General features: G+C 72.5%; 27 protein-coding genes. 10 read left to right on the forward strand and 17 right to left on the reverse strand.

The genetic code is table 11. The features are described from left to right. Positions 1-269 precede the first annotated feature (269 nt). Complete coding sequence (gene aroB, locus WQ53_RS12130; RefSeq protein WP_052632739.1) at positions 270-1,373, reverse strand: 3-dehydroquinate synthase; 1,104 nt, start codon at positions 1,371-1,373, stop codon at positions 270-272. Next, positions 1,370-1,912, reverse strand: coding sequence for a shikimate kinase (locus WQ53_RS12135; protein ID WP_052632742.1), 543 nt, complete (start codon positions 1,910-1,912; stop codon positions 1,370-1,372). The genes aroB and WQ53_RS12135 overlap by 4 nt, the downstream gene beginning before the upstream one ends. Positions 1,913-2,069: 157 nt before the next feature. On the opposite strand from WQ53_RS12135, the gene WQ53_RS12140 reads away from it, so the two are divergent. Continuing rightward, complete coding sequence (locus WQ53_RS12140; protein WP_052632744.1) at positions 2,070-2,273, forward strand: dodecin family protein; 204 nt, start codon at positions 2,070-2,072, stop codon at positions 2,271-2,273. 125 nt (positions 2,274-2,398) lie between these two features. Beyond that, positions 2,399-2,854 carry a hypothetical protein gene (locus WQ53_RS12145; RefSeq protein ID WP_144409320.1) on the forward strand — a complete coding sequence of 152 codons (456 nt, stop codon included), beginning with the start codon at positions 2,399-2,401 and terminating at the stop codon, positions 2,852-2,854. Positions 2,855-2,863: 9 nt separating this feature from the next. Here the strand turns inward: WQ53_RS12145 and WQ53_RS12150 are convergent, their stop codons facing one another. From WQ53_RS12150 to WQ53_RS12165, 4 genes are all read right to left on the reverse strand, one after another. Further along, a complete protein-coding gene (locus WQ53_RS12150; RefSeq protein ID WP_052632748.1) occupies positions 2,864-3,100 on the reverse strand; it encodes a hypothetical protein in 237 nt (78 codons plus the stop codon). Between the two features lie 144 nt (positions 3,101-3,244). Beyond that, positions 3,245-3,940 carry a response regulator transcription factor gene (locus WQ53_RS12155; protein ID WP_082113011.1) on the reverse strand — a complete coding sequence of 232 codons (696 nt, stop codon included), beginning with the start codon at positions 3,938-3,940 and terminating at the stop codon, positions 3,245-3,247. Then, positions 3,940-6,423, reverse strand: a complete 2,484-nt coding sequence (locus WQ53_RS12160) for an ATP-binding protein (protein ID WP_082113012.1) — start codon at positions 6,421-6,423, stop codon at positions 3,940-3,942. Before WQ53_RS12160 ends, WQ53_RS12155 begins: the two co-directional genes overlap by 1 nt. Positions 6,424-6,762: 339 nt before the next feature. Beyond that, positions 6,763-7,629, reverse strand: a complete 867-nt coding sequence (locus WQ53_RS12165; RefSeq protein WP_236685859.1) for a kinase — start codon at positions 7,627-7,629, stop codon at positions 6,763-6,765. 42 nt (positions 7,630-7,671) lie between these two features. On the opposite strand from WQ53_RS12165, the gene pdxH reads away from it, so the two are divergent. Genes pdxH through WQ53_RS12180 form a run of 3 tightly spaced genes read left to right on the forward strand, consistent with a single transcriptional unit; the run spans position 7,672 to position 9,517 of the window. Further along, positions 7,672-8,274 carry a pyridoxamine 5'-phosphate oxidase gene (gene pdxH / locus WQ53_RS12170; protein ID WP_052634070.1) on the forward strand — a complete coding sequence of 201 codons (603 nt, stop codon included), beginning with the start codon at positions 7,672-7,674 and terminating at the stop codon, positions 8,272-8,274. 53 nt (positions 8,275-8,327) lie between these two features. Continuing rightward, the gene (aac(6'), locus tag WQ53_RS12175) at positions 8,328-8,723 is read left to right on the forward strand and encodes an aminoglycoside 6'-N-acetyltransferase (RefSeq protein ID WP_052634071.1); all 396 of its coding nucleotides are present in this window, start codon (positions 8,328-8,330) and stop codon (positions 8,721-8,723) included. Then, positions 8,723-9,517 (forward strand): cobalamin-binding protein, encoded by a 795-nt coding sequence (locus tag WQ53_RS12180; RefSeq protein WP_052632749.1) that lies wholly within the window; start codon positions 8,723-8,725, stop codon positions 9,515-9,517. The genes aac(6') and WQ53_RS12180 overlap by 1 nt, the downstream gene beginning before the upstream one ends. A gap of 121 nt (positions 9,518-9,638) precedes the next feature. On the opposite strand, the gene WQ53_RS12185 is transcribed toward WQ53_RS12180, so the two are convergent. Further along, entirely contained in the window at positions 9,639-10,229 is a 591-nt protein-coding gene (locus WQ53_RS12185; protein ID WP_052632751.1) for a class I SAM-dependent DNA methyltransferase, read from the reverse strand. Between the two features lie 103 nt (positions 10,230-10,332). Between WQ53_RS12185 and WQ53_RS12190 the strand changes: the two genes are divergently transcribed. Next, the gene (locus WQ53_RS12190; protein ID WP_052632753.1) at positions 10,333-10,788 is read left to right on the forward strand and encodes a CopD family protein; all 456 of its coding nucleotides are present in this window, start codon (positions 10,333-10,335) and stop codon (positions 10,786-10,788) included. Positions 10,789-11,052: 264 nt separating this feature from the next. Here the strand turns inward: WQ53_RS12190 and WQ53_RS12195 are convergent, their stop codons facing one another. Then, complete coding sequence (locus WQ53_RS12195; protein WP_052632755.1) at positions 11,053-12,744, reverse strand: alkaline phosphatase; 1,692 nt, start codon at positions 12,742-12,744, stop codon at positions 11,053-11,055. A gap of 216 nt (positions 12,745-12,960) precedes the next feature. Between WQ53_RS12195 and WQ53_RS12200 the strand changes: the two genes are divergently transcribed. Further along, the gene (locus WQ53_RS12200; RefSeq protein WP_052632757.1) at positions 12,961-14,235 is read left to right on the forward strand and encodes a dicarboxylate/amino acid:cation symporter; all 1,275 of its coding nucleotides are present in this window, start codon (positions 12,961-12,963) and stop codon (positions 14,233-14,235) included. A gap of 51 nt (positions 14,236-14,286) precedes the next feature. Here the strand turns inward: WQ53_RS12200 and WQ53_RS12205 are convergent, their stop codons facing one another. The 3 genes from WQ53_RS12205 to WQ53_RS12215 form a co-directional block, all read right to left on the reverse strand. Beyond that, positions 14,287-15,168: a bile acid:sodium symporter family protein gene (locus tag WQ53_RS12205; protein WP_052632759.1), complete on the reverse strand. Its 882-nt coding sequence runs from the start codon at positions 15,166-15,168 to the stop codon at positions 14,287-14,289. 168 nt (positions 15,169-15,336) lie between these two features. Next, positions 15,337-16,092: a C40 family peptidase gene (locus WQ53_RS12210; protein ID WP_428992291.1), complete on the reverse strand. Its 756-nt coding sequence runs from the start codon at positions 16,090-16,092 to the stop codon at positions 15,337-15,339. A 193-nt stretch (positions 16,093-16,285) separates the two neighbouring features. Beyond that, positions 16,286-16,846, reverse strand: a complete 561-nt coding sequence (locus WQ53_RS12215; protein ID WP_082113141.1) for a C40 family peptidase — start codon at positions 16,844-16,846, stop codon at positions 16,286-16,288. 74 nt (positions 16,847-16,920) lie between these two features. Between WQ53_RS12215 and WQ53_RS12220 the strand changes: the two genes are divergently transcribed. Then, a complete protein-coding gene (locus tag WQ53_RS12220) occupies positions 16,921-17,400 on the forward strand; it encodes an FKBP-type peptidyl-prolyl cis-trans isomerase (protein WP_052632764.1) in 480 nt (159 codons plus the stop codon). Between the two features lie 512 nt (positions 17,401-17,912). On the opposite strand, the gene rnhB is transcribed toward WQ53_RS12220, so the two are convergent. From rnhB to WQ53_RS12250, 6 genes are read right to left on the reverse strand one after another with little or no spacing between them, the layout of a single operon-like run. Then, positions 17,913-18,572, reverse strand: a complete 660-nt coding sequence (gene rnhB / locus WQ53_RS12225; RefSeq protein WP_428992248.1) for a ribonuclease HII — start codon at positions 18,570-18,572, stop codon at positions 17,913-17,915. Continuing rightward, positions 18,569-19,786 (reverse strand): lipid-A-disaccharide synthase, encoded by a 1,218-nt coding sequence (gene lpxB / locus WQ53_RS12230; protein WP_428992249.1) that lies wholly within the window; start codon positions 19,784-19,786, stop codon positions 18,569-18,571. The genes rnhB and lpxB overlap by 4 nt, the downstream gene beginning before the upstream one ends. A 25-nt stretch (positions 19,787-19,811) precedes the next feature. After that, on the reverse strand, positions 19,812-20,600 hold the full coding sequence (lpxA, locus tag WQ53_RS12235; protein WP_052632768.1) for an acyl-ACP--UDP-N-acetylglucosamine O-acyltransferase: 789 nt from the start codon (positions 20,598-20,600) through the stop codon (positions 19,812-19,814). 34 nt (positions 20,601-20,634) lie between these two features. After that, a complete protein-coding gene (gene fabZ / locus WQ53_RS12240; RefSeq protein ID WP_052632770.1) occupies positions 20,635-21,093 on the reverse strand; it encodes a 3-hydroxyacyl-ACP dehydratase FabZ in 459 nt (152 codons plus the stop codon). Then, positions 21,090-22,115 carry a UDP-3-O-(3-hydroxymyristoyl)glucosamine N-acyltransferase gene (gene lpxD, locus WQ53_RS12245; protein ID WP_173427215.1) on the reverse strand — a complete coding sequence of 342 codons (1,026 nt, stop codon included), beginning with the start codon at positions 22,113-22,115 and terminating at the stop codon, positions 21,090-21,092. The genes fabZ and lpxD overlap by 4 nt, the downstream gene beginning before the upstream one ends. Before the next feature lie 51 nt (positions 22,116-22,166). Beyond that, positions 22,167-22,694: a Smr/MutS family protein gene (locus tag WQ53_RS12250; RefSeq protein WP_052634073.1), complete on the reverse strand. Its 528-nt coding sequence runs from the start codon at positions 22,692-22,694 to the stop codon at positions 22,167-22,169. Between the two features lie 105 nt (positions 22,695-22,799). On the opposite strand from WQ53_RS12250, the gene surE reads away from it, so the two are divergent. Continuing rightward, on the forward strand, positions 22,800-23,603 hold the full coding sequence (gene surE, locus WQ53_RS12255; RefSeq protein ID WP_052632774.1) for a 5'/3'-nucleotidase SurE: 804 nt from the start codon (positions 22,800-22,802) through the stop codon (positions 23,601-23,603). Beyond that, complete coding sequence (locus WQ53_RS12260) at positions 23,600-24,277, forward strand: protein-L-isoaspartate(D-aspartate) O-methyltransferase (protein ID WP_052632776.1); 678 nt, start codon at positions 23,600-23,602, stop codon at positions 24,275-24,277. Before surE ends, WQ53_RS12260 begins: the two co-directional genes overlap by 4 nt. Positions 24,278-24,281: the final 4 nt, after the last annotated feature.

A 24,281-nucleotide genomic window follows, 5' to 3' on the forward strand; every position in this document is an offset into this window, starting at 1 on the left:
CTGCGTTCGCGACTCGGAGGCAGGACGCCGCAGCGGAGCGATGCGCCAGACCCCCTGGGCACGGCGGCCCCCTCCGAAGCCAGCGCTTGCGCTTTTGCTTTCACGGCACGGCGGCCCCGTCCGAAGCCGACCACCCCGCCGCCTTGCTTCCGCCGTTGCAGTTGTCTTGCCGAGCCGAAGCCGAAGCCGAAGCCGAAGCCGAAGCCGAAGCCGAAGCCGAAGCCGAAGCCGAAAAGCACGGCCAGTGGCGCGGCCTTCCTTGCTTTGCTTTAGTCCGCCAGCAACTCCAGCACTCGCGCCTCGTCCACGTCCGGCACCACCTCGGCGCGGCCGATGCCGCGCCACAGGACCAGGCGCAGGCGGCCGGCGAGGTTCTTCTTGTCCAGGCGCATGCGCGCCAGCAGCGCTTCTGGCGCCAGCCCGGCCGGCAGCCGGATCGGCAGGCCGAGGGCGTGCAGCAGGCGGCCCAGGCGCACGGTGTCCTCGTCAGGGGCCATGCCCAGCGCCGCCGACAGGCGCGCGGCCAGGACCATGCCCACCGCCACCGCTTCGCCGTGGTTGAGCGCATCGCTGCCGACGCCGGCGTAGCCCTGCTCGGCCTCGATCGCGTGGCCGAAGGTATGGCCCAGGTTGAGCAGGGCGCGCTCGCCCTTCTCCAAAGGATCGCGCTCGACGATCCCGGCCTTGTGCTCGCAGCTGCGGGCGATGGCCTCGGCCAGGACGCGGTCGTCGCCGGCGAGCAGGGCCTCGCGTTCGGCTTCCAGCCACTGGAAGAACAGCGGGTCGCGGATCGCGCCGTATTTGGCCACCTCGGCCAGGCCGGCGCGCAGCTCGCGCGCGGGCAGGGTGCGCAGCGCGCCGGTGTCGGCGAACACCGCGCGCGGCGGGTGGAAGGCACCGACCAGGTTCTTGCCCTGCGGGATGTCCACCGCGGTCTTGCCGCCGACCGAGGAGTCGACCATCGCCAGCAGCGTGGTCGGCAGCTGCACGCAGTCCACCCCGCGCATCCAGCAGGCCGCGGCGAAGCCGGCCAGGTCGCCGACCACGCCGCCGCCGAGCGCGTACACGGTGGCGTCGCGGGTGGCGCCGAGCGCGGCCAGTGCGTCGATCGCCGCGGCGAAGCTGGCCAGGGTCTTGTGCGACTCGCCGGCGGGCATGACGTGGGCGGCGATGCGCAGGTCCGGGCGGGCGGCGCGCAGCGCGGCCTCGACCCGGGCCGCGTAAAGCGGTGCGACATGGCTGTCGCTGAGCAGCAGCGCATGGCGGCCTCGCGCGTGGGCGGCCAGCCGCGCGCCGTCGTCGAGCAGGCCTGGGCCGATCTCGATCGAATAGGGAACCGCGCCGCCGACGGCGACCGTGCGCGCCGCGCTCATGCGGCGACCCCGCCGGTGCTCCAGCGGCTGGCCAGCTGCAGGCACAGGCGGGTGGACGCCTCGGCCGCGGTCAGCCCGTCGGTGTCCATCACCAGGTCGGCGACCTCGCGGTACAGCGGTTCGCGCACGTGCGCCAGGTCGCGCAGCACCTGCTCGCGGTCGGCGCGCTGCAGCAGCGGACGGGTGCGGTCGCGCTGCAGGCGCTTGAGCTGCGCGTCCAGGCCGGCGGCCAGGTAGACGACGAAACCGCGCTCGCGCATGTGCCGGCGGTTGTCGGCGTCCAGCACCGCGCCGCCGCCGGTGGCGACCAGCTGGCCTTCGCCGGCCAGCAGTTCGGACAGCGCGCAGCGTTCGCGTTCGCGGAACCCGGCCTCGCCCACGTGCTCGAAGATCGTGTTGATGCTGGCGCCGGTGCGCTGCTCGATGTAGTGGTCGGCGTCGACGAACTGCAGCCCGAAGCGCTCGGCCAGGCGCCGTCCGATCGAGGTCTTGCCGGCGCCCATCGGGCCGACGAGCACGAGGTTGGGGGCGGGATTCATGGACGGCGATGCTAGCACCGCGCCTGTGCGCGGACGACCGTCACTGTTGCAACGGTGACGCACCCGCGGGACTCACGGCGCCGTGCCGTGGCGTTAACGACGCCGCGCCCAGACTGCCGGTCCCGGCGCGCGAGCGCCCGCAGCAGGAGCTGGGTCCATGTCGATCGCCAAAGTCATCGAAATCAGCGCCGCGTCCAAGACCAGCGCCGAGGATGCCGTGCGCAGCGGCCTGAAGAAGGTCTCCGAAACGGTGCAGGGCATCCAGGGCGCCTGGATCAGCGAGACCAAGGTCGAGACCGACGGCGAGGGCAACATCGTCGAGTGGCGGGTCAACCTGCGGGTGACCTTCATCGTGCAGTAGCGCATGTTGGCCGCTCAGGCGGCTGTCCGGCGTTGTCCCGGTCATCGGATGGCGGGTGCGGAATCCGGGCGGGTTCCCACCCCTCGTCGTCCCGCGGCGATTGCCGCGTTTCCCGGGAGGCAGCCATGCACAGGTGGGCCGCAACACTGGCGCTGGCAGGAGTCGCTTCGATCGCGGGCGTGGTTCCCGTCGGCGCGGTTCCGCTGCAGGACATGAAGGGGTTGGAATCGCTGTACGGCCGCTATGGCCCCAAGCGCGACTGCGCGAAGTATCCGCAGGTGGTGGTCGACGCCGCCGGCTTCGCCCTGGACCAAGGCAAGGGCCGGGTCGAGCGCGCCAACCGGCCCGAATACGCGGTCAGCTACTTCGGGGCGCAGTACGAGGGCAGCGCCCATGCGTTCTTCCCGTACTGGGACGACGCCAGCGGCGCAGCCCCGTTCATGCTGACCGTCGACCCCGGCCAGAAACCCGGCACGTTGGTGGTCGAAGGGCACGACTACGGCTGGAAGGGCGGCCCGCCGATGCCGGCGCGCTACCAGCCCTGGCTCGCGGGCTCGCCCTATGCGAAGTGCGCCGGCTGACGCCATAGCCTAGTCCGGCTCGCCGCTGAGCTGCTGCAGTTCCAGCGAGATCATCAGGTGTAGTTCGTCGAGCGTGCGCTCGGCCGAACGCCTGCAGTGGTGCAGGTGGATGTCCATGAGCGTCGCGACCAGGTCGCACATCACCTCCGGGTCGCGCCGCCAGGCCATCACCACCGCGGCGTGGGTGAGCTGGTGCCAGCCCTTGCCACCGTGGTCGTGCGGATCCCAGCCGCCGCGTTCGTCCATGAAAGAAGACGCGTGCCCCGGATGCGGGAGAGTCAACGTCGTGTCCATGGGTCGATGGTTGCCGCGCGGCGGCGTGCGGACCATCAGATTCGTCTGAAAAGCGTCGATCCTCGACGCGCGCCACATGCGCCGCGGAAGCAGTGCTCAGGATTGCAGGCCGTGCTCGCGCGCGTAGGCGTAGAGTTCCAGGTCGCTGCGCAGGCCGAGCTTGGCCATCGCGTCCATCTTCTGCCGGCTCACCGTCTTCACGCTGCGCTCGAGGCGGCGCGCGATCTCCGACACGGTCAGCCCGGAGGAGAACAGGCGCAGCACCTCGGTCTCGCGCCGCGACAGCGTGCCGCGCGGGCCATCGCCTTCCACGCCCGCGGCCTCCAGCAGGCGGCGGATGCCCGCGCCGAGGTACAGGCGCCGGTGCGAGACCGCCTGCACCGCCAGAGTCAGTTCGGTCAGCGCGTCGGACTTGTTGAGCAGGCCGCGCACGCCGGTGTCGAGGATCGCCTGCAGCACGCTCGCGTTGCCGGCCATGGTCAGCACGATCACCGGCACCTCCGGCCAGCGCCGCTGCAGGCGGCCGAGCATGCTCAGGCCGTCGGCCGCGCCGCCGCCGGGCATGCTGAAGTCGGTCAGCACCAGGTCGGCCGGCACCCGCGCCAGCGCGGCGAACAGTTCCTCGGGGGTGCCGGCCTCGGCCACCACCGCGGCGCCGGCGTTGTGCTCGAGCAGCATGCGCACACCGCTGCGGACGACCGGGTGGTCGTCGGCCAGGATGATGCGCAGGGTTCGCGGGACGCCGCCGTCCGTGGCTGCCTTGGCCGACGGGGGCGCATCCCGCTGCGGCATCACCCGCCGTCCTCGACCACCGCCGGTGGATCCAGGCCGGCCAGCAGCCCGGCGAGCGCGTCCAGGCGCCGTACCAGCGCATCGCGTCGCTGGCGGTGGCCGGCCGGCAGCGGCTGGCCGGCGCCGCAGGCGTCGCCGAGCAGGCGCAGCGAGCCGCCGATGCGGTGCAGCAGTTCGCGCTGTTCCTGCACGTCGCCGTCGCGCAGCGCGCGGTCCAGCGCCTGCATGTCCTGGCGGCCGGCTTCCAGCAGCCGCTGCAGCACGTCGCGCACCTGCCGCGGCGAGCCGAACGCGTCCATCAGCTCGGCCAGCTGGCGCTGGCTGGAAGCGTCGGCCGGCGTGGGCCGTGCAGGCGCCTCCACGGCTTTCGTCGGTACCGTCCGCGGCAGGTGCGCGGCGAGCACGGTTTCCAGTTCGTGCAACTGCACGGGCTTGGCGATGAAGCCGTCCATGCCGGCATCGGCGCAGGACCGGGCCTGGTCGGGCGGCATGCTCGCCGACAGCGCGATGATCGGCAGGCGCGCGGTACCGCCGCGCTCGGACGCGCGGATCCGGCGGGCCAGCGCGTAGCCGTCCAGCACCGGCATGCGGCAGTCGGTGACGAGCAGGTCGAAGCGCTCGCGGGCGAGCGCCTGCAGCGCCTGTTCGCCGTTCTCCACCAGTTCGTGCCGGTAGCCCAGGCGCTGCAGCTGGCGCGAGATCACCGCGCGGTTGATCGGATGGTCCTCGGCCACGAGGATCCGCGCGCCGGGCGCGGCGGCGGACGCGGCGGCGGGGTCGGCCGGCGCTTCGGGCGGGGCCAGGTCCAGCGCCGCATGGCAGGCCTTGACCGTCGCCCGCCACAGCAGCGGCATGCCCGCCAGGTTCACCGCGCCGTCGGCCGGCAGGCGCGCCGCTTCCGGTGCGCGCAGGTCGACGATGCGGAGCAGGCGTGCGCCGGGCGGCAGGCTGCCCGCGGCGGCCAGCGCCGCGTCGACCACGAACAGGTGCGCGTCATCGGCGCCGATGTCGGCCAGGTCGGCGGGGGTGGCCTCGATCAGGTTGAAGCCCAGGGCCGACAGCGCGTTGGCCAGGCCGTAGCCCAGGCGCCGGTCGCGGGTGCACAGCAGCGCGATCCGGCCGGCCATGTCCGCCTGCGGTTGCAGCTGGCGGACCACGGGCAGGACCACCTCCAGGCGGGCGACGGTGCCCTCGTCCTGGAGGCTGGACAGGTCCAGCGTACCGTCCATCAGGCGCGCGATCCGGCGGCACAGGGCCAGTCCCAGGCCGGTGCGGTGCCGGTCCGGTTCGCCGTCGCCGGCGAACGGCTGCATCACCCGCTGCAGGTGTTCGGCCGACATGCCGATGCCGGTGTCGGAGACGGTGAAGCGCAGGCGCTGGCCATCGGGCGTGTGGCCGGCCAGCTCGACCCGCAGTTCCACGTGCCCGGCCTCGGTGAAGCGGATCGCGTTGCCGACCAGGTTGGCCAGCACCTGGCGCAGGCGCGCGGCGTCGCAGCGGTATTCGGCCGCCAGGCGCCAGTCCATGCCCGCGTACAGGCGCAGGCCCTTGTCCATCGCCTGCGGCGCGAACAGCGCGAGTACGCCGTCGGCCAGCGCACGTACGTCGCACGGGCCCGGCTCCAGGGTCGATTCGCCGGCCTCGATGCGCGAGAAGTCGACGATGTCGCCGACGATGTGCAGCAGGGTCTCGACCGAATCCTCGAGCATGCCCAGCAGGTGCGCCTGTTCCTGGTCCAGCGGCGTCTGCGCCAGCAGTTCCACCAGCTCCAGCGCGCCGGCGACCGGGGTGCGGATCTCGTGGCCCATCATCGACAGGAAGGTGTCGGTGGTGCGCGCGGCTGCCTCGCCGGCCTGCCGTGCCTCGCGCAGTGCGGTCACGTCGCACAGGGTGCCGATGCTCGCGCACGGGAAGCCGCTGGCGGTCGCCAGCGGCTGCAGCTGCAGCGACAGCAGTTGCGGCACCAGCCGCGCGCTGCCGTCCCCGGCCGGGCGTTCGATCTCGCGGACCACCCGCGCGCCGGTGAGTTCGAGTTCATCGTCGGCCTGCTGCAGGGGCTCGCTGTCGGGACCGTGGACGTGCCGGGTCTGCGCCAGCGTCCGCCCCAGCACGTCGCTCCGCTGGCAGTCGTAGAGGGTGGCGAACGCCCGGTTCACCGCCACGTAGCGTCCGCGGGCGTCCTTCACGAACGCCGCGCAGGGCAGCGCTTCCAGCATCGCCCCGGTATGCGTGTCGACCGCCATGTTGGCCAGGGCGGCGCGGCGCATCCGTCGCCGCAGCGCCGTGGCGGCCGCGGCCAGCAGCGCCCCGGCGCCGGCGCCGGCCAGCAGCAGCCAACCCGCCGGCATGGCGCCGCCCGCCGCGGCGGCGGCCAGCGCCGCCGGCGGCGCCAGCAGCAGCGGCAGCAGCAGCGCCCATGCGGCGGCCGCACGGCGCCGTGGAGCGCTGGCGGGCGGTGGTGCCAGGGAGGGACGGCGTTCCATCGGCGGCTCCGAAGGCGGGGCGGTGAGGCCGGATCCGGCACGGCAAACGGATCCGGCCCGGAAAAGCAGACGCAAGCATCGCGCCAACCGGGAGGACGGCGAACCGTGAGGGAAAGGAAGGAAAAAGGACGTCCGGGCCCGTGGGGACCCGGACGGGCCGCTGGGGTGCCGACCCCCCGGGGGACGGGGCGAAACGGCATGGCGCGGCCTGGACAGGTGCCGGAACCGCGTCGGCGCCGGTGTCCGGCACATCAGCGTGCAGCCGGGCCCCGGCTGCTTCGCGGCGGTTCCGATTCCCCCCATGCAGCGAAATCTGACGCTGCCGCGCACCGGTGCCAATCAGACTTGTCTGAAAAATCCGGGTCCGTTCCGCTCATGGCGCGGTGCATGCACGGGCGTACCGGGGCGGCGCCGTGCATCCAGCGGCACGCAGGTGTCGGCGATGCCCGGCAGCGTGTGCAGCGCTTGCCGGCTGACCCGTTCGTAGTGCTGGACGAAGCGTTCCAGGCGGGCGCGATCCATGCCGGCGCGGCCGGGGTCGGCCGCCTGCAGCGCCTGCTCCTGCTGCCAGCGCCAGGCGTACACGGTGTCGAAATCCGGCGGCTGCAGGAACCACAGCAGGTCGATCCGCGACCACAGCGCCGGGTAGTGGTCCGCCAGCGCCCGGTTGCACCAGCGGCGCCAGCGGCCGTCCGCATCCTCGTCGCGTTCCAGCGCGTTGAGCGGATCGCGCAGCGCCTGCGCTGCTTCGGCCGGCACCGCTAGGCACCAGCCCTCGAACACCAGCAGGTCCAGCGGCCGCGACGGGCGTGGCCACCGCGATGCCGGCGCGCGGTCGTCGCCGAGCTTGTCGAAGCGCGGCAGCGGCGGGGTGCCGCCGGCGCGCAGCGCGTCGATCGTCGCCAGCGCCAGCCCGACGTCGTGCGTGCCCGGCGGGCCGCGGGTGGCCAGCAGCGGATGCACCTCGTGCGCCAGCGCGCGACGTTGCGCAGCGGTGAGATAGAAGTCGTCCAGCGACACGGTCGCTGCCGACAGGCCCGCCGCCTGCGCGGCGGCCACCACCTGTGCCGCCAGCGTGCTCTTGCCGCTGCCCTGCAGGCCGCCGATGCCGAGCACGCGCAGGCCGTCGCCGCGGCGCGCGCCGCTGGCGGCCAGCGCCTCGCGCGCCAGCGATTCGGGAAAGCCGGCGTGCGTCGTCCCGGGCATGGGTCCACAATACGTGCCCCTGTCGCGCAAGTGGAGGCCGCCATGACCGACCTGCTGTACGCCGAGGCGCTCGCCACCTTCGGCCGGCTGCTCGACGAGGCCGTGGCCAGCGGCATCGCCGATCCCAACGCGATGGCCGTGGCCACCGTGGGCGCGGACGGGCGGCCGTCCGCGCGCACCGTGCTGCTGAAGTCGTTCGACGCGAACGGTTTCGTGTTCTTCACCCACCTCGACAGCCCGAAGGGACGCGACCTGCGGGCCAACCCGCATGCGGCGCTGCTGTTCCTGTGGCGGCACCTGCGCGAGGCCGGGGTGCAGGTGCGGATCGAGGGCGGGGTGGAGCAGGTCGACGACGCCGAGGCCGACGCCTACTTCGCCAGCCGCCCGCGGATGAGCCAGCTCGGCGCCTGGGCCTCGAAGCAGTCGGCCACGCTGGTCTCGCGCGAGGAGTTCGACGCGCGCCTGGCCGATGTCGAGGCCGAGTTCGACGGCCGCGAGGTGCCGCGCCCGCCGGGCTGGGGCGGGTTCCGGGTGGTGCCGGTGTCGTTCGAGTTCTGGTACGGCGCCGGCTACCGCCTGCACGAGCGCTGGTGCTACCAGCACGAGATCGAGGGCCACTGGTCCAAGCGGATGCGGTATCCGTGAGCCGCGTGCGGGTGCGCGCGGCAGTCGCCGCCGACCTGGGACCATGGGTGGCCATGCGCAGCGCGTTGTGGCCCGATGCCGACGCCGTGGAACTGGATGCCGAGGCGCACGCGATGCTCGAGGGCGACGGCGACGCGGCGGCGTTCGTCGCCGAGGCCGGCGGCGGCGTCGTCGGCATGGCCGAGGCGAGCTTGCGGCGCGAATACGTCAACGGCACCGGCTCCTCGCCGGTCGGCTTCCTCGAAGGCTGGTACGTGGTGCCGGCCTGGCGCGGGCGCGGGGTCGGGCGTGCGCTGGTGGCGGCGGTCGAGGAATGGACGCGTGCGCAGGGCTGCGGCGAGCTGGCCTCCGACGCGCTGGCCGACAACCGCGCCAGTCTGGCCGCGCACGCGGCCTGCGGCTTCGAGCAGACCGAGCGCGTGGTCTATTTCCGCAAGCCGGTGCGCTGATGGGGCCGCAACGCATCGTCTGCCTGACCGAGGAACCGACCGAGACGCTGTACGCGCTCGGCGAGCAGGACCGCATCGTCGGCATCAGCGGCTTCACCGTGCGCCCGCCGCAGGCGCGGCGCGAGAAACCGAAGGTCAGCGCGTTCACCAGCGCGAAGACCGAGGCGATCCTTGCGCTGCGCCCGGACCTGGCGATCGGCTTCTCCGACATCCAGGCCGACATTGCCGCCGAGCTGGTCCGGCGCGGGGTCGAGGTGTGGATCGCCAACCACCGCAGCGTCGAGGGCATCCTCGACTACGTGCGCCGGCTGGGTACGCTGGTGGGGGCGGGCGACCGCGCGGCCGCCTACGCCGATTCGCTGCGGCGCGGGCTCGACGCCATCGAACGCGAGGCGGCGTCGCTGCCGGTGCGGCCGAAGGTGTACTTCGAGGAATGGGACGAGCCGATCATCACCGGCATCCGCTGGGTGGCCGAGCTGGTGCGCATCGCCGGCGGCGACGACGTGTTCCCGGACCTGTCCGCCGAACCGCTGGCGAAGGCGCGGATCCTGGCCAGCGGCGACCCGGTGGTCGCGCGCGCGCCGGACATCATCCTCGGCTCGTGGTGCGGCAAGAAGTTCCGGCCGGAGCAGGTCGCCGCGCGTCCGGGCTGGGACGCGATCCCGGCGGTGCGCAACGGCGAACTGCACGAGATCAAGTCGCCGCTGATCCTGCAGCCGGGGCCGGCGGCGTTGACCGATGGCGTGGCTGCGATTGCGCGGATCGTGCAGGACTGGTCCGCGCGCCGGCGGTAGCGGCCCGCATAGTGGCGGCGGCTTCTTGTAGGAGCTGACTTCAGTCGGCGACACGACGACGTCGGAGTCACGAGTACGTCGCCTGTGCCGACGTCGTCGTGTCGCCGACTGAAGTCAGCTCCTACAAACGCTCCAGCGCCGAGGCGCTGCCGGCCAGCGCCGGCCCCAGCCAGCAATGCGAGCCGACCGCGGTGAAGCCCTGCGCCTGCAGCCGTCGCCGGTACCAGCGCGCCGGACGCGCCTGGAAGCCGTCGGTGTCGCCCTCGAATTCGTCCTCGGCGGTGAAGGCCTCGAGGAAGGCGACGCCACCGCACAGCTCGGCCAGGCCCGGCAGTCCCTGCGCCAGTTCGCGCGCGGGCAGGTAGTGCAGCACGTCGGCGCAGACCAGCAGGTCGACCGGCGCGCACGGCCGCAGCCAGGCGAAGTCGCCGAACCGCGCCAGGTGCAGGTTGCGCCGCGTGCCATGCCGGGCGATCGCATACTCGCTGGCGTCGAAGCCCAGGTAGCGCAGCTTTGGCCGCAATTTCAGCAGCGGCGCGCGCCAGGCGCCCTCGCCGCAGCCGATGTCGAGCACGCTGCGCAGCGGGCGTTCCAGGTAATGCTCGGCCACCGACACCGCCAGCGCGACTTTGCGCGCCAGGCGCCGCGGGTCCTGCACGCCTTCGCGGCGGTACCAGTGGTCGAAATAGCGCTGGTCGTAGAGCTTGGTCATCGTGGCGTGCGAGGTCGTTGGGAACGTGGATGGGACTTCGCCGGTTCGACAGCGTGCGGGCCATCGCCGAGAATCGGCACATCCTAGCCGCAGGCCGCCGCGCATGTACGCCACGTATCTCTGGGTGAAGTCGTTCCACCTGCTGTTCGTGGTCGCCTGGATGGCGACCGTGTTCTACCTGCCCAGGATCCTGGTCAACCTGGCCGAAACGGCGGGCCAGCCGGAGGTGCAGGCGCGGCTGTTGCTGATGGGGCGGCGGCTGTACCGCTTCGGCCACCACATGTTCGGCTTGGCGGCGCTGCTCGGCGTGGTGTTGTGGCTGGGCTATCGCGTGGTCGACGGGTTCCCGACCATGGTCGGCTCGCCCGCCGGCTGGCTGCACGCCAAGCTCGCACTGGTCGCGCTGATGCTGGCGCACTACATCGTGGCCGGGCGCTGGCTCAAGGGCGTCGACCAGGGGCGCGCGCTGCCCGCGTCACGGACGCTGCGGCTGTTCAACGAACTGCCGGTGCTGGCGCTGCTGGTCGTGATCTGGCTGGTGCTGGCCAAGCCGTTCTGAGACCGCGGCGACGCGGTTTTGTGTAGGAGCCCAGCTTGCTGGCGACCCGGGCGTCGGTGTCACAGGGGCGTAGCCTGTGTCGACGGCAACACGTCACAAATGGGGTCCACAAATGGGTCAGGTTCATTTTTCCCGGAAATAATTGAACCTGACCCCATTTGAGCGCGTGGCGGCAGGGGGCCTGAAGGCGTCGTCTGTGCCGACGGCGTCGGGTCGCGGGCAAGCCCGGTTCCTACAACAACGAAGGAGCGAGGGCGTGGTGGCTCAGCGCTTCCGCATGAACTCCGCCGGCTGCGGCAGTTCCACCGGCACGCCGTTGCCGTCGCAGGTGCCGGCCTGGCACAGGCGCTCGCGCAGGCGCGGGGTCGCCTGCACGATGACGTGGTAGATCGCGTTCTGCTCGAGCGTGCCGCGGACCGCCCCGCTGCCCGGTCCGCGTGCCCAGATGCCCACGTCCTCGCCGCCGTGCGATTCGGCCTTCAGCGGCACCAGCGCTTCCTGCAGGTAGTCGGGGTCGGCGGTGTCGACCCGCGACAGGTCGGGACGGCCCTGCACCGGCTCGAACCTGCTGGGCGCGTGCAGGAACCGCTTGGGCCCGGCCGGCTGGCGGTTGCTCTCGCCGGTGTTGCCGGGCCCGTTGGCGTAGGAGAGCGTGGTGTAGGGCAGGCCGGTGGCGTCGCGCGCGTAGCCGCCGTTGCCGTCGTCCTCGCCGCTGGCACCGCGCACCTTGCCCAGGATCGGGTTGCCGCGCACCGGGTAGCCGACGAAGTTGAGGGTGTGCGAGTGGTCGGCGGTGACCAGGATCAGGGTATCGTCGGCCGAGGTCATCTCCGCCGCGATGCGCACCGCCTCGGACATGGCGATGGTCTCGTCCAGTGCGCGGAAGGCGTTGCCGTAGTGGTTGGCGTGGTCGATGCGCGCGCCCTCGACCATCAGCACGTAGCCGTTCGGCCCGCGCGACAGGCGCCGGATCGCCTCGGCGGTCAGCTCGGCCAGCGAGGGCTCGGCGGCACGGTCACGGTCGTGGTCGAACTGCATGTGGTCCGGCTCGAACAGGCCCAGCACCGCCGGCGCATCGGCCGCGGCCTGCAGCTGCGCGCGGTTCCACACGTAGGCGCCCTGCGGATGCGCGTTCTTCCACTCGGCGACCAGGTCGCGCCCGTCCAGGCGGAGGCCGACCTTGTCGTCGTACTCCGGGTCGCGCTGCTCGGCGGGCAGGAACTCGGCACGGCCGCCGCCCAGCAGCACGGTCGGGCCGCGGCCGTAGGGCGTGGCGACCAGCTGCCGGGCGATGTCGACGCAGCCCTGGGCCACGGCCGCGGCCGGCAGGTCGGTGTCGTTCTCCCAGTCGCGGTTGGGCGAATGCGCCCAGGTCGCCGCCGGGGTGGCGTGGGTCAGCCGCGCGGTGGAGACGATGCCGGTGGCCATGCCGGCGCTGTCGGCCAGCTGCAGCCAGGTCAGGCGGTGCTTGCCCAGGCTGTCGGCGCAGTCGTGGCGGTCGCCGGCGGACACGGCGATCGCGCCCATGTGGGTCTTCACCCCGGTGGTGATCGCGCTCATGGTCCCGGCCGAGTCCGGGGTCTGCGAGTCGGTGTTGTAGGTCTTGCTGAAGGCGGTATGCGGGAAGCGCTCCCAGCTCAGCAGGTTCTCCTCGCCGGGTCGGCCCTGGCGCTGGCCGTCGAGGATGCGCGCGGCCGCCACCGTGGTCAGGCTCATGCCGTCGCCGAGGAACACGATCACGTTCTTCGCCCGGCCCGACATCGCGCCGCGGCTCGCGGCCTGCGCCGCGCCGCTGCGGTACCACCACGCCGCGGTCTCGCCACCGGGATGGGCGACCGCCGGCACGGACACTGCGACCGCGGAAACCTCCCGCGGGCTGCCGCCCGTGGCGGCACAGGCGCCGAGCAGGGTTGCGCAGAAGGCGGACAGGGGCAGCAACAGCCTGGAGGGGTGCATCGCGGCTCGGCGTTGGCGCATGCGTCAGGGCTGCGGCTACGCACCGCTGCCGCGGCGCCGTGCCCTGACGCCGGCGGCGCGGTGGGTGGAGGCCCGTATTATGCCGCCGCCGCAATGTCGTGCCGATGACATCCCGGCGTTCCATCGCCGCCATCGCCAGTGCCGGTGCCATGGGCTATCGTGCCGGCTCCACGGATTCCCGGATTGCCCTCGACGATGAGACTGGTGTCGGCCTGGCTGGCCATTCCGTTCTGGCAGCGCGTGCTGGCCGGCTTCGTCCTCGGCGCGCTGGCCGGCTGGCTGATGGGGCCGGCGGCGCAGACCTGGTTCGGGCCGCTGGGCACGGTCTACGTGACCCTGATCAGGATGATCGCGGTGCCGCTGGTGCTGTTCGCGGTGATCAACGCGGTGGCCTCGCTGCACGGGCAGAAGTCGGTGGCCGCGCTCGGCGGGCGCACCTTCCTCTGGTTCGCCGCCACTGCCGCGCTGGCGGTGTGCGTCGGGCTGGCGGTCGGCCTGGTGCTCAAGCCCGGGCATGGCGTGACCGGGCTGGAGATGGCCGCCGACTACACCCCGCGCGAGGTGCCCACGCCGGTGCAGGTGCTGCTGGACGTGGTCCCGGCCAATCCGTTCCGGGCGCTGGCCGACGGCAAGATCCTGCAGGTGATCTTCTTCGCCGGGCTGGTCGGCTTCGCCCTGGTCAAGCTCGGCGAGCGCACCGCGCGGCTGCGCGCGCTGGCCGGCGAGGCCAGCGAGACCATGATCCAGGTCACCCGCTTCGTGCTCGAGATGACCCCGCTGGGCACCTTCGGCCTGATCGCCGGGCTGGTCGGCAGCTACGGCTTCGAGAAGCTGCTGCCGCTGGGCAACTTCGTCTTCGCCCTGTACCTGGCCTGCGCGCTGCACATCGTGGTCGTCTACGGCGGCCTGCTGCTGGCGCACGGGCTGAACCCGCTGCGGTTCTTCCGCGGCGCCGCGCCCGGCATGCAGGTGGCCTTCGTCAGCTCGTCGAGCTTCGCCTCGATGCCGGTGGCCCTGCGCAGCGTTACCCACAACCTGGGCGTGGACCGCGACTACGCCGCGTTCGCCGTGCCGCTGGGCGCGAGCATCAAGATGGACGGTTGCGGCGCGATCTACCCGGCGCTGACCGCCGTGTTCGTGGCCCAGTACTTCGGGATCGACCTGTCGCTGAACCAGTACTTCGTGATCCTGCTGGCCTCGGTGCTGGGCAGCTTCGGCACCGCCGGGGTGCCGGGTACGGCGATCGTGATGGTGACCCTGGTGCTGAGCGCGGCGAAGCTGCCGCTGGAGGGCATCGCCCTGCTGGTGGCGATCGACCGCATCCTCGACATGATGCGGACCATGACCAACGTCACCGGGCAGATGCTGGTGCCGGTGCTGGTGGCCAAGGAGACCGGGCTGCTGGACCGGGACACCTACGAACTGGCCTCGAGCAATGTCGGCCTGGAACACGAAGGCTCGCGCGAATGAGCGGTGTGCGCCGGCGCGGTTTCCGCCGCGCCGACGCCGCCGGCACGCCGGTCAGGCGACGCCGTCCGCCTGCTGGCGGCGCGGGCCGCGCGTCGCCCACCAGGCGAACGCGGCGGCGGTGAAGAACATCAGCACGCTGTAGATCGCCGGCGGCACGGCGATGGCGCTGTTCTCCAGCACGTTCAGCGCGACGTAGATCGCCAGGGTGCCGTTATGGATGCCGATCTCCATCGAGATCGCGACCGCCTGCGCGTGCGGCAGCCGCAACGCGCGCGGCGCCAGGTAGCCGGCGGCCATGCTGGCCAGGTTGAACAGCAGGCAGGCGGCGCCGACCGCAGCCAGGTACTGCACCAGGATCCGCCAGGACTGCGACAGCGAGGCCACGATCAGCAGGCCCAGCACCAGCACCGCCAGCAGCCGCAGCGGCCGTTCCGCCCGCGCGGCCGCCGCCGGCGCCAGCGCGCGCACGGTCATGCCGGCGAGCACCGGCAGCAGGATGATCACCGCGACCTCGACGATCTTGCGGGTCGGCGGCGGCACGTACTGGCCGGCGCCCATGAAGTACTCGAGGGACAGGTTGAGGATTACCGGCAGGGTCAGCAGGCACAGCGCACTGTTGATCGCGGTCAGGGTGATGTTCAGGGCCACGTCGCCGCGCGCCAGGTGGCTGTAGATGTTGGCGGTGGCGCCGCCGGGCGAAGCGGCCAGCAGCATCAGGCCGACCGCCAGTTCCGGCGGCAGGCGCAAGGCCAGCGCCAGGCCGAACGCGACCCAGGGCAGTAGCAGGGTCTGCAGCGCCAGCCCGATCAGCACCGCGCGCGGGTAGCGCGCCACCCGGCGGAAGTCGTCGACGCCCAGCCCCAGGCCGAGGCCGAACATGATCACGCCCAGCGCCAGCGGCAGCATCAGGCTGGTCAGCAGCGTCGCCTGCATCGCGATCCCCCTCTCGTCCGGTTGCGGTGAAGATCGCCGAGGCGTGGCCCCGCGGTCACGCTGCTGCGCGGCATGGACGCGCGGGCGGTGCCGGTCGCCACGTCCCCCGGTAAAGACGAAGGCCGCCTCGCGGCGGCCTTCGGGGTGGGAGTGCGGCCTGCGTCCGGATCAGATCTCGACGCGGCGGGCCTGCATGAAGCGGTTGCCCCAGTAGCCCGAATCCATGCGGTCCACGCGCACGTCCTTGCCGCGGCTGGGTGCGTGCAGGAACTGGCCGTCGCCGACGTAGATACCAACGTGGTTGATCCGGCCGCGCAGGCCGAAGAAAACCAGGTCGCCCGGGTTGAGCAGGCTGCGGTCGCGGATCAGCTCGCCGTCAGCGGTGGCGGCCATCTCGCGCGACACGCGCGGCAGCTCGACCCCGAGCGCGCTGCGGAACACATAGCCGACCAGGCCGCTGCAGTCGAAGCCTTCGGTCGAGGAGCCGCCCCAGCGGTAGGGCGTGCCGATCAGCGACATCGCCGCCTTCAGCACCTGCTGCACGGGGCCTTCCTGCGCATGGGACGCCTGGGCGGGCACGCCCAGGGTCAGGTCGTAGGCGGCCAGCAGGCGGCTGACGTCGCCGGCGAACATCGCCGAGCGGTCCAGCAGCGGGATGCTGTCGTTGCCGGCCAGGTGCGGCAGCAGCGCGGCCAGGGTGGCGTTGGCCGCGGCATCGGCCTTCTGGCGCAGGCCGGAGGCGGCCGGGGCTTCGGCGGCGGCCGCAGTGGGCGCCACCGGAGCCGGCGCGGCGGCGACCGGCGGTGCCGGCAGTTCCAGTTCGGCCGGGACGGTCACGTCGACCGCGGCCGGAGCCAGGGGTTCGGGCACGATCTGAGCCGGCTCCGGGGCCGCCAGCAGGGGCGTGGCCGGGAGGGCCAGCAGCAGGGAGAGTAGGGGAGGCAACACCCGGCGGGAGCGGGCGGCAGGGGTGGCGGCAGGCTGGCCTGGGCGCAGGTCGTCGGTCGTCACGCGCGGATCACTTTACGGCAATTGCACGATCATGCCGTTTTCACCGTCCCTTGATGTTCACAATAAGTTAAATTTTCGTAAATAACGACGTGATGCGTGTCCCATTTCACCGCAGAACACGTTTCGCGCCGCTGTAGTTGTCGCGCCAGTACGGACCGTCCAGCCGGTCCAGGCGGACCGTGCCGCCGCTGCTGGGGGCGTGCACGAAGCGGCCTTCGCCGACGTAGATGCCGACATGGCTGACGTTGCCGCTGCTGCCGAAGAACACCAGGTCGCCGCTGGCCAGGCGGCGCGGCTCCAGCCGCGGACCCTGCACCGCGGCCAGGTCGCGCGAGCTGCGCGGCAGGCGCAGGTCTAGCATGTCGCGATAGACGTAGTTGACCAGGCCGCTGCAGTCGAAGCCCGATTCCGGGGTGTTGCCGCCATAGCGGTAGGGAGTGCCGACCAGGCTCAGCGCGCGCAGGGTGACAGCGTTGGCTGCGGCCGGGTCGGCCGGGTCGGCCGGGGCGACCTGCGGCCAGTGGCCGCCGGCCGGGAGGTCGGCGCGGACCGCGTCGCGCCCGCAGGCGGCCAGCAGCAGCGCCAGCGCGAGCAGCGCCAGCCGGGCCGGAACTGGCACCGGCGGGAGCGGGGCGGGATAATGCGGGTCTTTCCTCACGGCGGCCATCATGGCCGCACTCCCTCGCGGCCGACAAGCCGCCCACCCGCTGCCGGCTCCCTGGCAGCCACACCGAGTTGCGCATGAAGATCGAAAAAGACCGCGTCGTCCGTTTCCACTACACCGTGTCCGAGGTCGGGCAGGAGCCGCTGGAGAGTTCGAAGGAGCGCGAGCCGATCGCGATCCTGATCGGCCACGGCAACATCATCCCGGGCCTGGAGGCGGCGATGCAGGACAAGGCCGAGGGCGAGAGCTTTGGCGTCGACGTGCCGGCCGCCGAGGCCTACGGCGAGCGCCGCGAGGGCCTGGGTCAGCGCATCCCGAAGAAGCACTTCGGCAATACGAAGCTGCAGCCGGGCATGCAGGTGGTGCTGCAGACCAACTTCGGTCCGCGCGCGGTGACGGTGGAGAAGGTCGGCCACAGCGTGGTCGACGTGGACCTGAACCATCCGATGGCCGGCAAGGACCTGCACTTCGACGTGGAGATCGTCGAGGTCCGCGAGGCCAGCGCCGAGGAGATCGAGCACGGCCACGTGCATGGCGACGGCGGCCACCAGCACTGAAGCCGTCGATCCCGGTCGATGCAGGAACGGCCCGCTTCGGCGGGCCGTTCGCGTTTCCGGGGTGCGGCAAGCGACGCTGGATGTCGGCAGCGCATCGGTTGGCGTGGCGGCCGTSCTTCGCGCKRCTGMAGTCMGCTACCTGACMGRRCGAGTCRGCCTGATCGCCGATGCGCYGTTGTAGGAGCCGGGYTYAGCCSGCGACCCGAYGYCGYSGGCACAGGCGACGCYCTYGTGGTTCCGACGCCCGTGTCGCCGACTGAAGTCRGCTCCTACAGAAGAGCGGCCGCGCCATGGCTGTTGTAGGAGCCGGGTTCAGCCGGCGACCCGAYGYCGCSGGCMCAGGCGACGCTCTCGTGGTTCCGACGCCCGTGTCGCCGACTGAAGTCAGCTCCTACAGAAGAGCGGCCGCGCCGTGGCTGTTGTAGGAGCCGGGTTCAGCCGGCGACCCGACGCCGCCGGCCCAGGCGACGCCCTCGTGATTCCGACGCCCGTGTCGCCAGCAAGCTGGGCTCCTACAAGGGAACCGGTTCGCGCAGGCGCGCGGCCGCCTCGCGCACCGGGGCGAAGCTGCGCCGGTGGTGCGGGCAGGGGCCGTGCCGCGCCAGCGCGGCCAGGTGCGCCGGGGTCGGATAGCCCTTGTGCGCATCGAAGCCGTAATGCGGGTGCTCCTCGTGCAGCCGGCACATCAGCCGGTCGCGGGCGACCTTGGCCAGGATCGAGGCGGCCATGATCGCCGGCTCCAGCGCATCGCCGCCGACGATGGCCTCGGCCATGCAGGGCAGCGCGCGCGGCAGGGTGTTGCCGTCGATCCGCACCAGCTCCGCCGGCGGCCCCAGGGCGGCGATGGCGCGGCGCATCCCCTCCAGGGTGGCGTGCAGGATGTTGAGCCGGTCGATCTCCTCGACCGCGACCATCTCGATGTGCCAGGCCAGCGCGCGCTCCACGATCAGCGGGTACAGCGCTTCGCGCTGGGCGGCGCTGAGCTTCTTGGAATCGTCCAGGCCGTCGACCGGGCGGACCGGGTCGAGGATCACCGCGGCCACCGCCACCGGTCCGGCCAGCGGGCCGCGGCCGGCCTCGTCGACGCCGGCCACGCGCAGCATTGCGCGGTCGATCGCGAACAGGCCGATGCCGGCGTCGCCCGCCACGGCCCGCGCCGCGCGCCGGCTCACGCCTTCGCCTCGCGTGCGAACGCCAGGCCGGGCAGGGTGGCGATCGCCTCGGCCGCGGAAGCGGAGGCGTCGCGGCGCAGCTGGTCGTGCAGATCGAGGTACACGGGCTGCAGTCCGGCCACCGCTTCCGGCGACCGGAACCAGTGCAGTACCGCCGCGGCCAGCCGTTCGGGCGTGCACTCGTCCTGCATCAGTTCCGGCGCCAGGTCGCGGCCGGCCAGGACGTTGGGCAGTGCGTAGCGGTCGACCTTGATCAGGCCCAGCGCGCGCACGATGCGGTAGGTCAACGGCGAGACGCGGTAGCCCACCACCATCGGCCGCTTGGAGAGCATGGCTTCCAGGGTCGCGGTGCCCGAGGCGAGCAGGACCACGTCGGCGGCGGCCAGCGCGGTGCGCGCCTGGCCGTCGAGCAGGTGCGAATGCAGCACCGGCAGCGCCGAGTGCGACATCTGCGCCTGCAGCAGCGCGCGGCAGCGGGCGTTGGCCGCCGGTACCACCACGTGCAGCGCCGGCAGCGCCTCCGACACCCGCCAGGCCGCCTCGAAGAACGCCTCGCCGAGCCGTTCGATCTCGCCCAGGCGGCTGCCGGGCAGGACCGCCAGCACCGGCGCGCCGGACGGCAGCCCCAGTTGCGCGCGCGCGGCGTCGCGGTCGGGCTGCAGCGGCATCGCGTCGGCCATCGGGTGGCCGACGAAGCGGGCGTCCACGCCGTGGCGGGCGTAGATCGCCGGTTCCATCGGGAACAGGCACAGCACGCGGTCGGCGCTGGCGCCGATCTTCTCGGCGCGCTTCTCGCGCCAGGCCCACACCGAGGGGCTGACGTAGTGCACGGTCGGCACGCCGCGCTGCTTGAACCAGCGCTCCACGCCGAGGTTGAAGTCCGGCGCATCGATGCCGACCACCACGTCCGGCCGCCAGGCCAGCGCGCGCGCGCGGAACTCGCGGCGCAGCCGCAGCAGCCGCGGCAGGTGGCGCAGCACCTCGAACAGGCCCATCACCGCCAGTTCGCTGGCGTCGTGCCAGGTCTCCACCCCGGCCGCGCGCATCGCGTCGCCGCCGATCCCGGCGAAGCGCGCGTCGGGGAAGCGCTTGCGCAGTTCCTCGACCAGCCCGGCGCCAAGCGCGTCGCCGGAGGTCTCCCCGGCGATCAGCACGAAGCGCGGCCCCTGGCCCTCGCGCCGCGCCGCCTCGCTTCCCCGGATCCGCTCGTTCACCGGCCGCATGCCCCTTCGCCGCGCGTCAGCGCAGCAGCGGCCGTTCGCCGCCGTCGATGAAGTCCAGCAGCAGGCGCACGTCCTCGCTGTCCTGCGCCTGCTGCGCCAGCTGCTCGCGCGCCTCGGCCAGCGGCAGGCCGGCGACGAACAGGGTGCGGTAGGCGCGCTTGATCGCGGCGATCCGCTCGGGGCTGAAGCCGCGGCGCTTGAGGCCTTCGCTGTTGATCCCGCGCGGCCGCCCCAGCGAGTTGCCGCCGATCATGGTGAACGGGGTCACGTCGCCGTTGGCCAGCGCGCCCATCGCCAGGAAGGCGTGGTCGCCGATCCGGCAGAACTGGTGGGCGCCGGCGAAGCCGCTGATGATCACCCAGTCGCCAACGGTGACGTGGCCGGCCAGGGTGGTGTTGTTGGAGAAGATGCAGTGGTTGCCGACGATGCAGTCGTGGGCCACGTGGGTGTAGGCCAGCAGCCAGTTGTCGTCGCCGATGCGGGTGATCCCGCCGCCGCCGCCGGTGCCGCGGTTGAGGGTGACGAACTCGCGGAACACGTTGCGGTCGCCGATCACCAGCTCGGTGCGCTCGCCGGCGAACTTCTTGTCCTGCGGCTCGCCGCCGACCGCGGCGTGGCCGACGAAGCGGTTGTCGCGACCGATCCGGGTCGGACCGTGGAAGCTGCAGTGCGGCCCGATCTCGCAGCCGTCGCCGATCTCCACCTCGGCGCCGATCCAGGTGAAGGCGCCCACGCTCACGCCCTCGCCCAGGCGCGCGGCCGGGTCGACGACGGCGGTGGGGTGGATGCGGGCGGTGTCGCTCATCGTCGGGGAAGTCCTGTCGGGGGTCAGGCCGGCGTCATTCGCGGGTGCCGGCGCACAGCACTTCGGCGCAGGCGACGATCTCGCCGTCGACCTTGGCCTCGCCGTAGTACACGGCCATGTTGCGGATCACGCGCTTGATCTGCACGTGCAGTTCCAGCACGTCGCCGGGCACGACCTGCTTGCTGAAGCGGGCGTTGTCGACCTTGACCATGTAGAACAGCTTGGACTGCGCGTCGCGGCCGAGCGAGAGCTGGGTCAGCACGCCGCCGGCCTGGGCCAGCGCCTCGATGATCAGCACCCCGGGCATGATCGGCTGGGTGGGGAAATGGCCCTGGAAGAACGGCTCGTTGAACGTCACGTTCTTCACGCCGACGATGCGCTTGGCCGCGATGTCCAGGTCGACGATCTTGTCGACCAGCAGGAACGGGTAGCGGTGCGGGATCAGGCCGCGGATGGTGTTGACGTCGACGGGGAGCTGCACGGTGTCGTTCATTCGGTACTTTCCTGGGTGGAGGCGTTGACGCGACGCGCCAGCGCGTCCAGTTGCTTGAACCGGGCGGCGTTCTTCCGCCAGGTACGGTTGTCGGTGAGGGGCGTGCCGGACGAATATTCGCCGGGTTCGCGGATCGAATGGGTCACCAGCGACATCGCGGTGACCAGGACCTTGTCGGCGACCTCCAGGTGGCCGAGCACGCCGGCGCCGCCGCCGATCAGGCAGTAGCGGCCGATCCTGGCGCTGCCGGCCGCGGCCGAGCAGCCGGCCATGGCGGTATGCGCGCCGATGCGGACGTTGTGGCCGATCTGCACCAGGTTGTCGATGCGCACGTCCTCTTCCAGCACGGTGTCGTCCAGCGCGCCGCGGTCGATGCAGGTGTTGGCGCCGATCTCGCAGTCGTCGCCGACCACCACCCCGCCCAGCTGCGGCACGTTGACCCAGCGGCCGGCGTCCATCGCCAGGCCGAAACCGGCCGCGCCGAGCACCGCGCCTGGCAGGATCCGCACGCGCTTGCCCAGCCGCACCCGGGCGACCAGGGTCACCCGCGCCTGCAGTTCGCAGCCGGCGTCCAGCTCGCAGTCCTCGCCGATCGTGCAGCCGGGCCCGATCACGCAGCCGGGGCCGACCTTCGAGCGCGCGCCGATGCTGACGAACGGGCCGACGTGGGCGTCGGGCGAGACCTCGGCCGTGGGATCGACCACGGCGCTGGGATGGAGGCCGGGATCGCGCGCCGGCACCCGCTCGAACAGGGCAGAGATGCGGGCGAAGGCCACGTACGGATCCTTGGCCACCAGCGCGGTGCCGGAGGCGCTGGCGGCATCGTCCGCGCGCAGGACCACCACGCCGGCGCCGGAGGCGGCCAGCTGCGGGCGGTAGCGCGGGTTGGCCAGGAACGCCAGCTGGTCCGGGCCGGCGCTGGCCAGCGTGGCCACGCCGCGCACGCGGGTGCCGCCTTCGCCCTGCAATTGCAGGGAAAAGCGCTCGGCCAGCTCGGCGGCGGTGAAGGCGGGCGTGTCCATGGCGCGCATTCTAGCCTTACGTCCCGCCGGTTCCGGACCCGTGCGTACGGGTCAGCGGCGGGCCAGCAGGACCAGCAGCGCGCCGGTGCCGCCCTGCGCGGGCGGGGCCGAATGGAAGGCGAGCACATCGCCGCGCTGGCGCAGCAGGCGGTCGACCAGGTTCTTCAGCACCGGCACGCCGTCGCCGCCGCCCTTGCCGTGGACGATGCGCACGCAGCCGAAGCCGGCGTCGCCGGCCTCGGCCAGGAACCGGGCCAGCAGGGTCTCGGCCTGCAGTGCGTTGGCGCCGTGCAGGTCCAGTTCGTCCTGCACCGCGAACTCGCCGCGGCGCAGGCGCTGCCAGGCGCGCGCCGGGACGCGCTCGCGCCGGAACGCGCTGGGGTCGCCGCGCAGCAGGGCCGAGGCCGGGTCGTCGGCGATGCGCCCGCCGGCGTCGCGCGGTCCGGGGTCCGCGTGCGGCCGTGCCGCCGGCCGCGGCTTCGGCCGCGCGGGCGGCGCCGCGGCCGAAGCGCGCAGCGGCGCGACCTTGCCGATCGCGGCGCGGAACAGGCGGGCGTCCTCGTCCTCGTCCTCGTGCATGGGCACAGGGTAGCGCACGCGCGCACGCGGTTCCGGCGACGCCACGCGCGCCACGACCGTGCGCGACGCTTCCGGTTATCATGCAGGGCGTTTTCGAGGACCCCCATGCGCGTACTGGTAAGCAACGACGATGGCGTGGATGCACCCGGCATCCATGCGCTGGCCCAGGGCCTGCGCGACGCCGGCCACGAGGTCTACGTGGTGGCTCCCGACCGCGACCGTTCCGGCGCCAGCAACTCGCTGACCCTGGACCTGCCGATCCGGATCAAGCGCCTGGACCATTACACCTGTTCGGTCGCCGGCACGCCCACCGACTGCGTGCACCTGGCCCTGACCGGCATGTTCGAGTTCGAGCCGGACATCGTGGTGTCGGGCATCAACAACACCGCCAACCTGGGCGACGACGTGATCTATTCGGGCACGGTGTCGGCGGCGATGGAGGGGCGTTTCCTCGGCCTGCCGGCGGTGGCGATGTCGCTGGCCACCCGCAACCACGACGCCAAGCACTACGAGACCGCCGCGCGCGCGGCGGTGGAGATCGTGGCGCGCCTGCTCACCGACCCGCTGCCGGCCGACACCATCCTCAATGTCAACGTGCCTGACCTGGCCTGGGGCGAGGTGCGTGGCTTCGAAGTGACCCGGCTGGGCAACCGCCACCGCTCCGAGCCCTGCGTGCCGCAGCCGGACCCGCGCGGCCGCACGGTGTACTGGATCGGCCCGGCCGGCCCCGAGCAGGACGCCGGCCCCGGCACCGACTTCCACGCGGTGCGTACCGGCCACATCTCGATCACCCCGATCCACGTCGACCTGACCCGCTACCAGGCGCTGGAGAAGGTGGCCGGCTGGGTCGGCGGGCTGACCGCCGCGCTGGCGTCGCCGGATGGCGACGCCTCCGGAGCGGTCGCATGACCCCGCGCCTGCGCCTGCAGCCGGAGGCGGTGGGCCTGGGCATGACCTCGCAGCGCGTGCGCGACCGCCTGGTCGAACGCCTGCGCGAGGCGGGAATTTCCGACGAGCGCGTGCTCAACGTGATCCGCACCCTGCCTCGGCACCTGTTCGTCGACGAAGTGCTGGCCAGTCGCGCCTACGAGGACACCGCGCTGCCGATCGGCCACGGCCAGACCATCTCGCAGCCGTGGGTGGTGGCGCGGATGACCGAAGTGCTGCTGGAGAACGCGCCGGCCAAGGTGCTGGAAGTGGGCACCGGCTCCGGCTACCAGGCCGCGGTGCTGGCGGCGCTGGGGCTGGAGGTCTACACCGTCGAGCGCATCGGCGAGCTGTTGCGCCAGGCGCGCAAGCGCTTCCGCACGCTGGGCATGAACGTTCGCAGCAAGCACGACGACGGCCGCATCGGCTGGCCCGAGCACGGTCCGTACGACGCGATCATCGTCACCGCCGCCGCGCCGGCGCTGGTGCCGGCGCTGGTGGAGCAGCTGCGCACCGGCGGGGTGCTGGTCGCGCCGGTCGGTGGCAGCGGCTCGCAGGCGCTGGTCAAGCTGGTCCGGCGCGAGGACGGCGGCGTCGACGAGACCCGGCTGGCGGCGGTGACGTTCGTGCCGCTGCTGTCGGGCACGGTCGACTGAGCGC

Source organism: Pseudoxanthomonas suwonensis, from assembly GCF_000972865.1.
GTDB lineage: Bacteria > Pseudomonadota > Gammaproteobacteria > Xanthomonadales > Xanthomonadaceae > Pseudoxanthomonas > Pseudoxanthomonas suwonensis_B.

Coding starts and splice junctions, on each gene's coding strand:
- aroB (WP_052632739.1), bottom strand. CDS start 1,373: ATGAGCGCGGCGCGCACGGTCGCCGTCGGCGGCGCGGTTCCCTATTCG.
- WQ53_RS12135 (WP_052632742.1), bottom strand. CDS start 1,912: ATGAATCCCGCCCCCAACCTCGTGCTCGTCGGCCCGATGGGCGCCGGC.
- WQ53_RS12140 (WP_052632744.1), top strand. CDS start 2,070: ATGTCGATCGCCAAAGTCATCGAAATCAGCGCCGCGTCCAAGACCAGC.
- WQ53_RS12145 (WP_144409320.1), top strand. CDS start 2,399: ATGCACAGGTGGGCCGCAACACTGGCGCTGGCAGGAGTCGCTTCGATC.
- WQ53_RS12150 (WP_052632748.1), bottom strand. CDS start 3,100: ATGGACGAACGCGGCGGCTGGGATCCGCACGACCACGGTGGCAAGGGC.
- WQ53_RS12155 (WP_082113011.1), bottom strand. CDS start 3,940: ATGCCGCAGCGGGATGCGCCCCCGTCGGCCAAGGCAGCCACGGACGGC.
- WQ53_RS12160 (WP_082113012.1), bottom strand. CDS start 6,423: ATGGAACGCCGTCCCTCCCTGGCACCACCGCCCGCCAGCGCTCCACGG.
- WQ53_RS12165 (WP_236685859.1), bottom strand. CDS start 7,629: ATGCCCGGGACGACGCACGCCGGCTTTCCCGAATCGCTGGCGCGCGAG.
- pdxH (WP_052634070.1), top strand. CDS start 7,672: ATGACCGACCTGCTGTACGCCGAGGCGCTCGCCACCTTCGGCCGGCTG.
- WQ53_RS12180 (WP_052632749.1), top strand. CDS start 8,723: ATGGGGCCGCAACGCATCGTCTGCCTGACCGAGGAACCGACCGAGACG.
- WQ53_RS12185 (WP_052632751.1), bottom strand. CDS start 10,229: ATGACCAAGCTCTACGACCAGCGCTATTTCGACCACTGGTACCGCCGC.
- WQ53_RS12190 (WP_052632753.1), top strand. CDS start 10,333: ATGTACGCCACGTATCTCTGGGTGAAGTCGTTCCACCTGCTGTTCGTG.
- WQ53_RS12195 (WP_052632755.1), bottom strand. CDS start 12,744: ATGCACCCCTCCAGGCTGTTGCTGCCCCTGTCCGCCTTCTGCGCAACC.
- WQ53_RS12200 (WP_052632757.1), top strand. CDS start 12,961: ATGAGACTGGTGTCGGCCTGGCTGGCCATTCCGTTCTGGCAGCGCGTG.
- WQ53_RS12205 (WP_052632759.1), bottom strand. CDS start 15,168: ATGCAGGCGACGCTGCTGACCAGCCTGATGCTGCCGCTGGCGCTGGGC.
- WQ53_RS12215 (WP_082113141.1), bottom strand. CDS start 16,846: ATGGCCGCCGTGAGGAAAGACCCGCATTATCCCGCCCCGCTCCCGCCG.
- WQ53_RS12220 (WP_052632764.1), top strand. CDS start 16,921: ATGAAGATCGAAAAAGACCGCGTCGTCCGTTTCCACTACACCGTGTCC.
- lpxA (WP_052632768.1), bottom strand. CDS start 20,600: ATGAGCGACACCGCCCGCATCCACCCCACCGCCGTCGTCGACCCGGCC.
- fabZ (WP_052632770.1), bottom strand. CDS start 21,093: ATGAACGACACCGTGCAGCTCCCCGTCGACGTCAACACCATCCGCGGC.
- lpxD (WP_173427215.1), bottom strand. CDS start 22,115: ATGGACACGCCCGCCTTCACCGCCGCCGAGCTGGCCGAGCGCTTTTCC.
- WQ53_RS12250 (WP_052634073.1), bottom strand. CDS start 22,694: ATGCACGAGGACGAGGACGAGGACGCCCGCCTGTTCCGCGCCGCGATC.
- surE (WP_052632774.1), top strand. CDS start 22,800: ATGCGCGTACTGGTAAGCAACGACGATGGCGTGGATGCACCCGGCATC.
- WQ53_RS12260 (WP_052632776.1), top strand. CDS start 23,600: ATGACCCCGCGCCTGCGCCTGCAGCCGGAGGCGGTGGGCCTGGGCATG.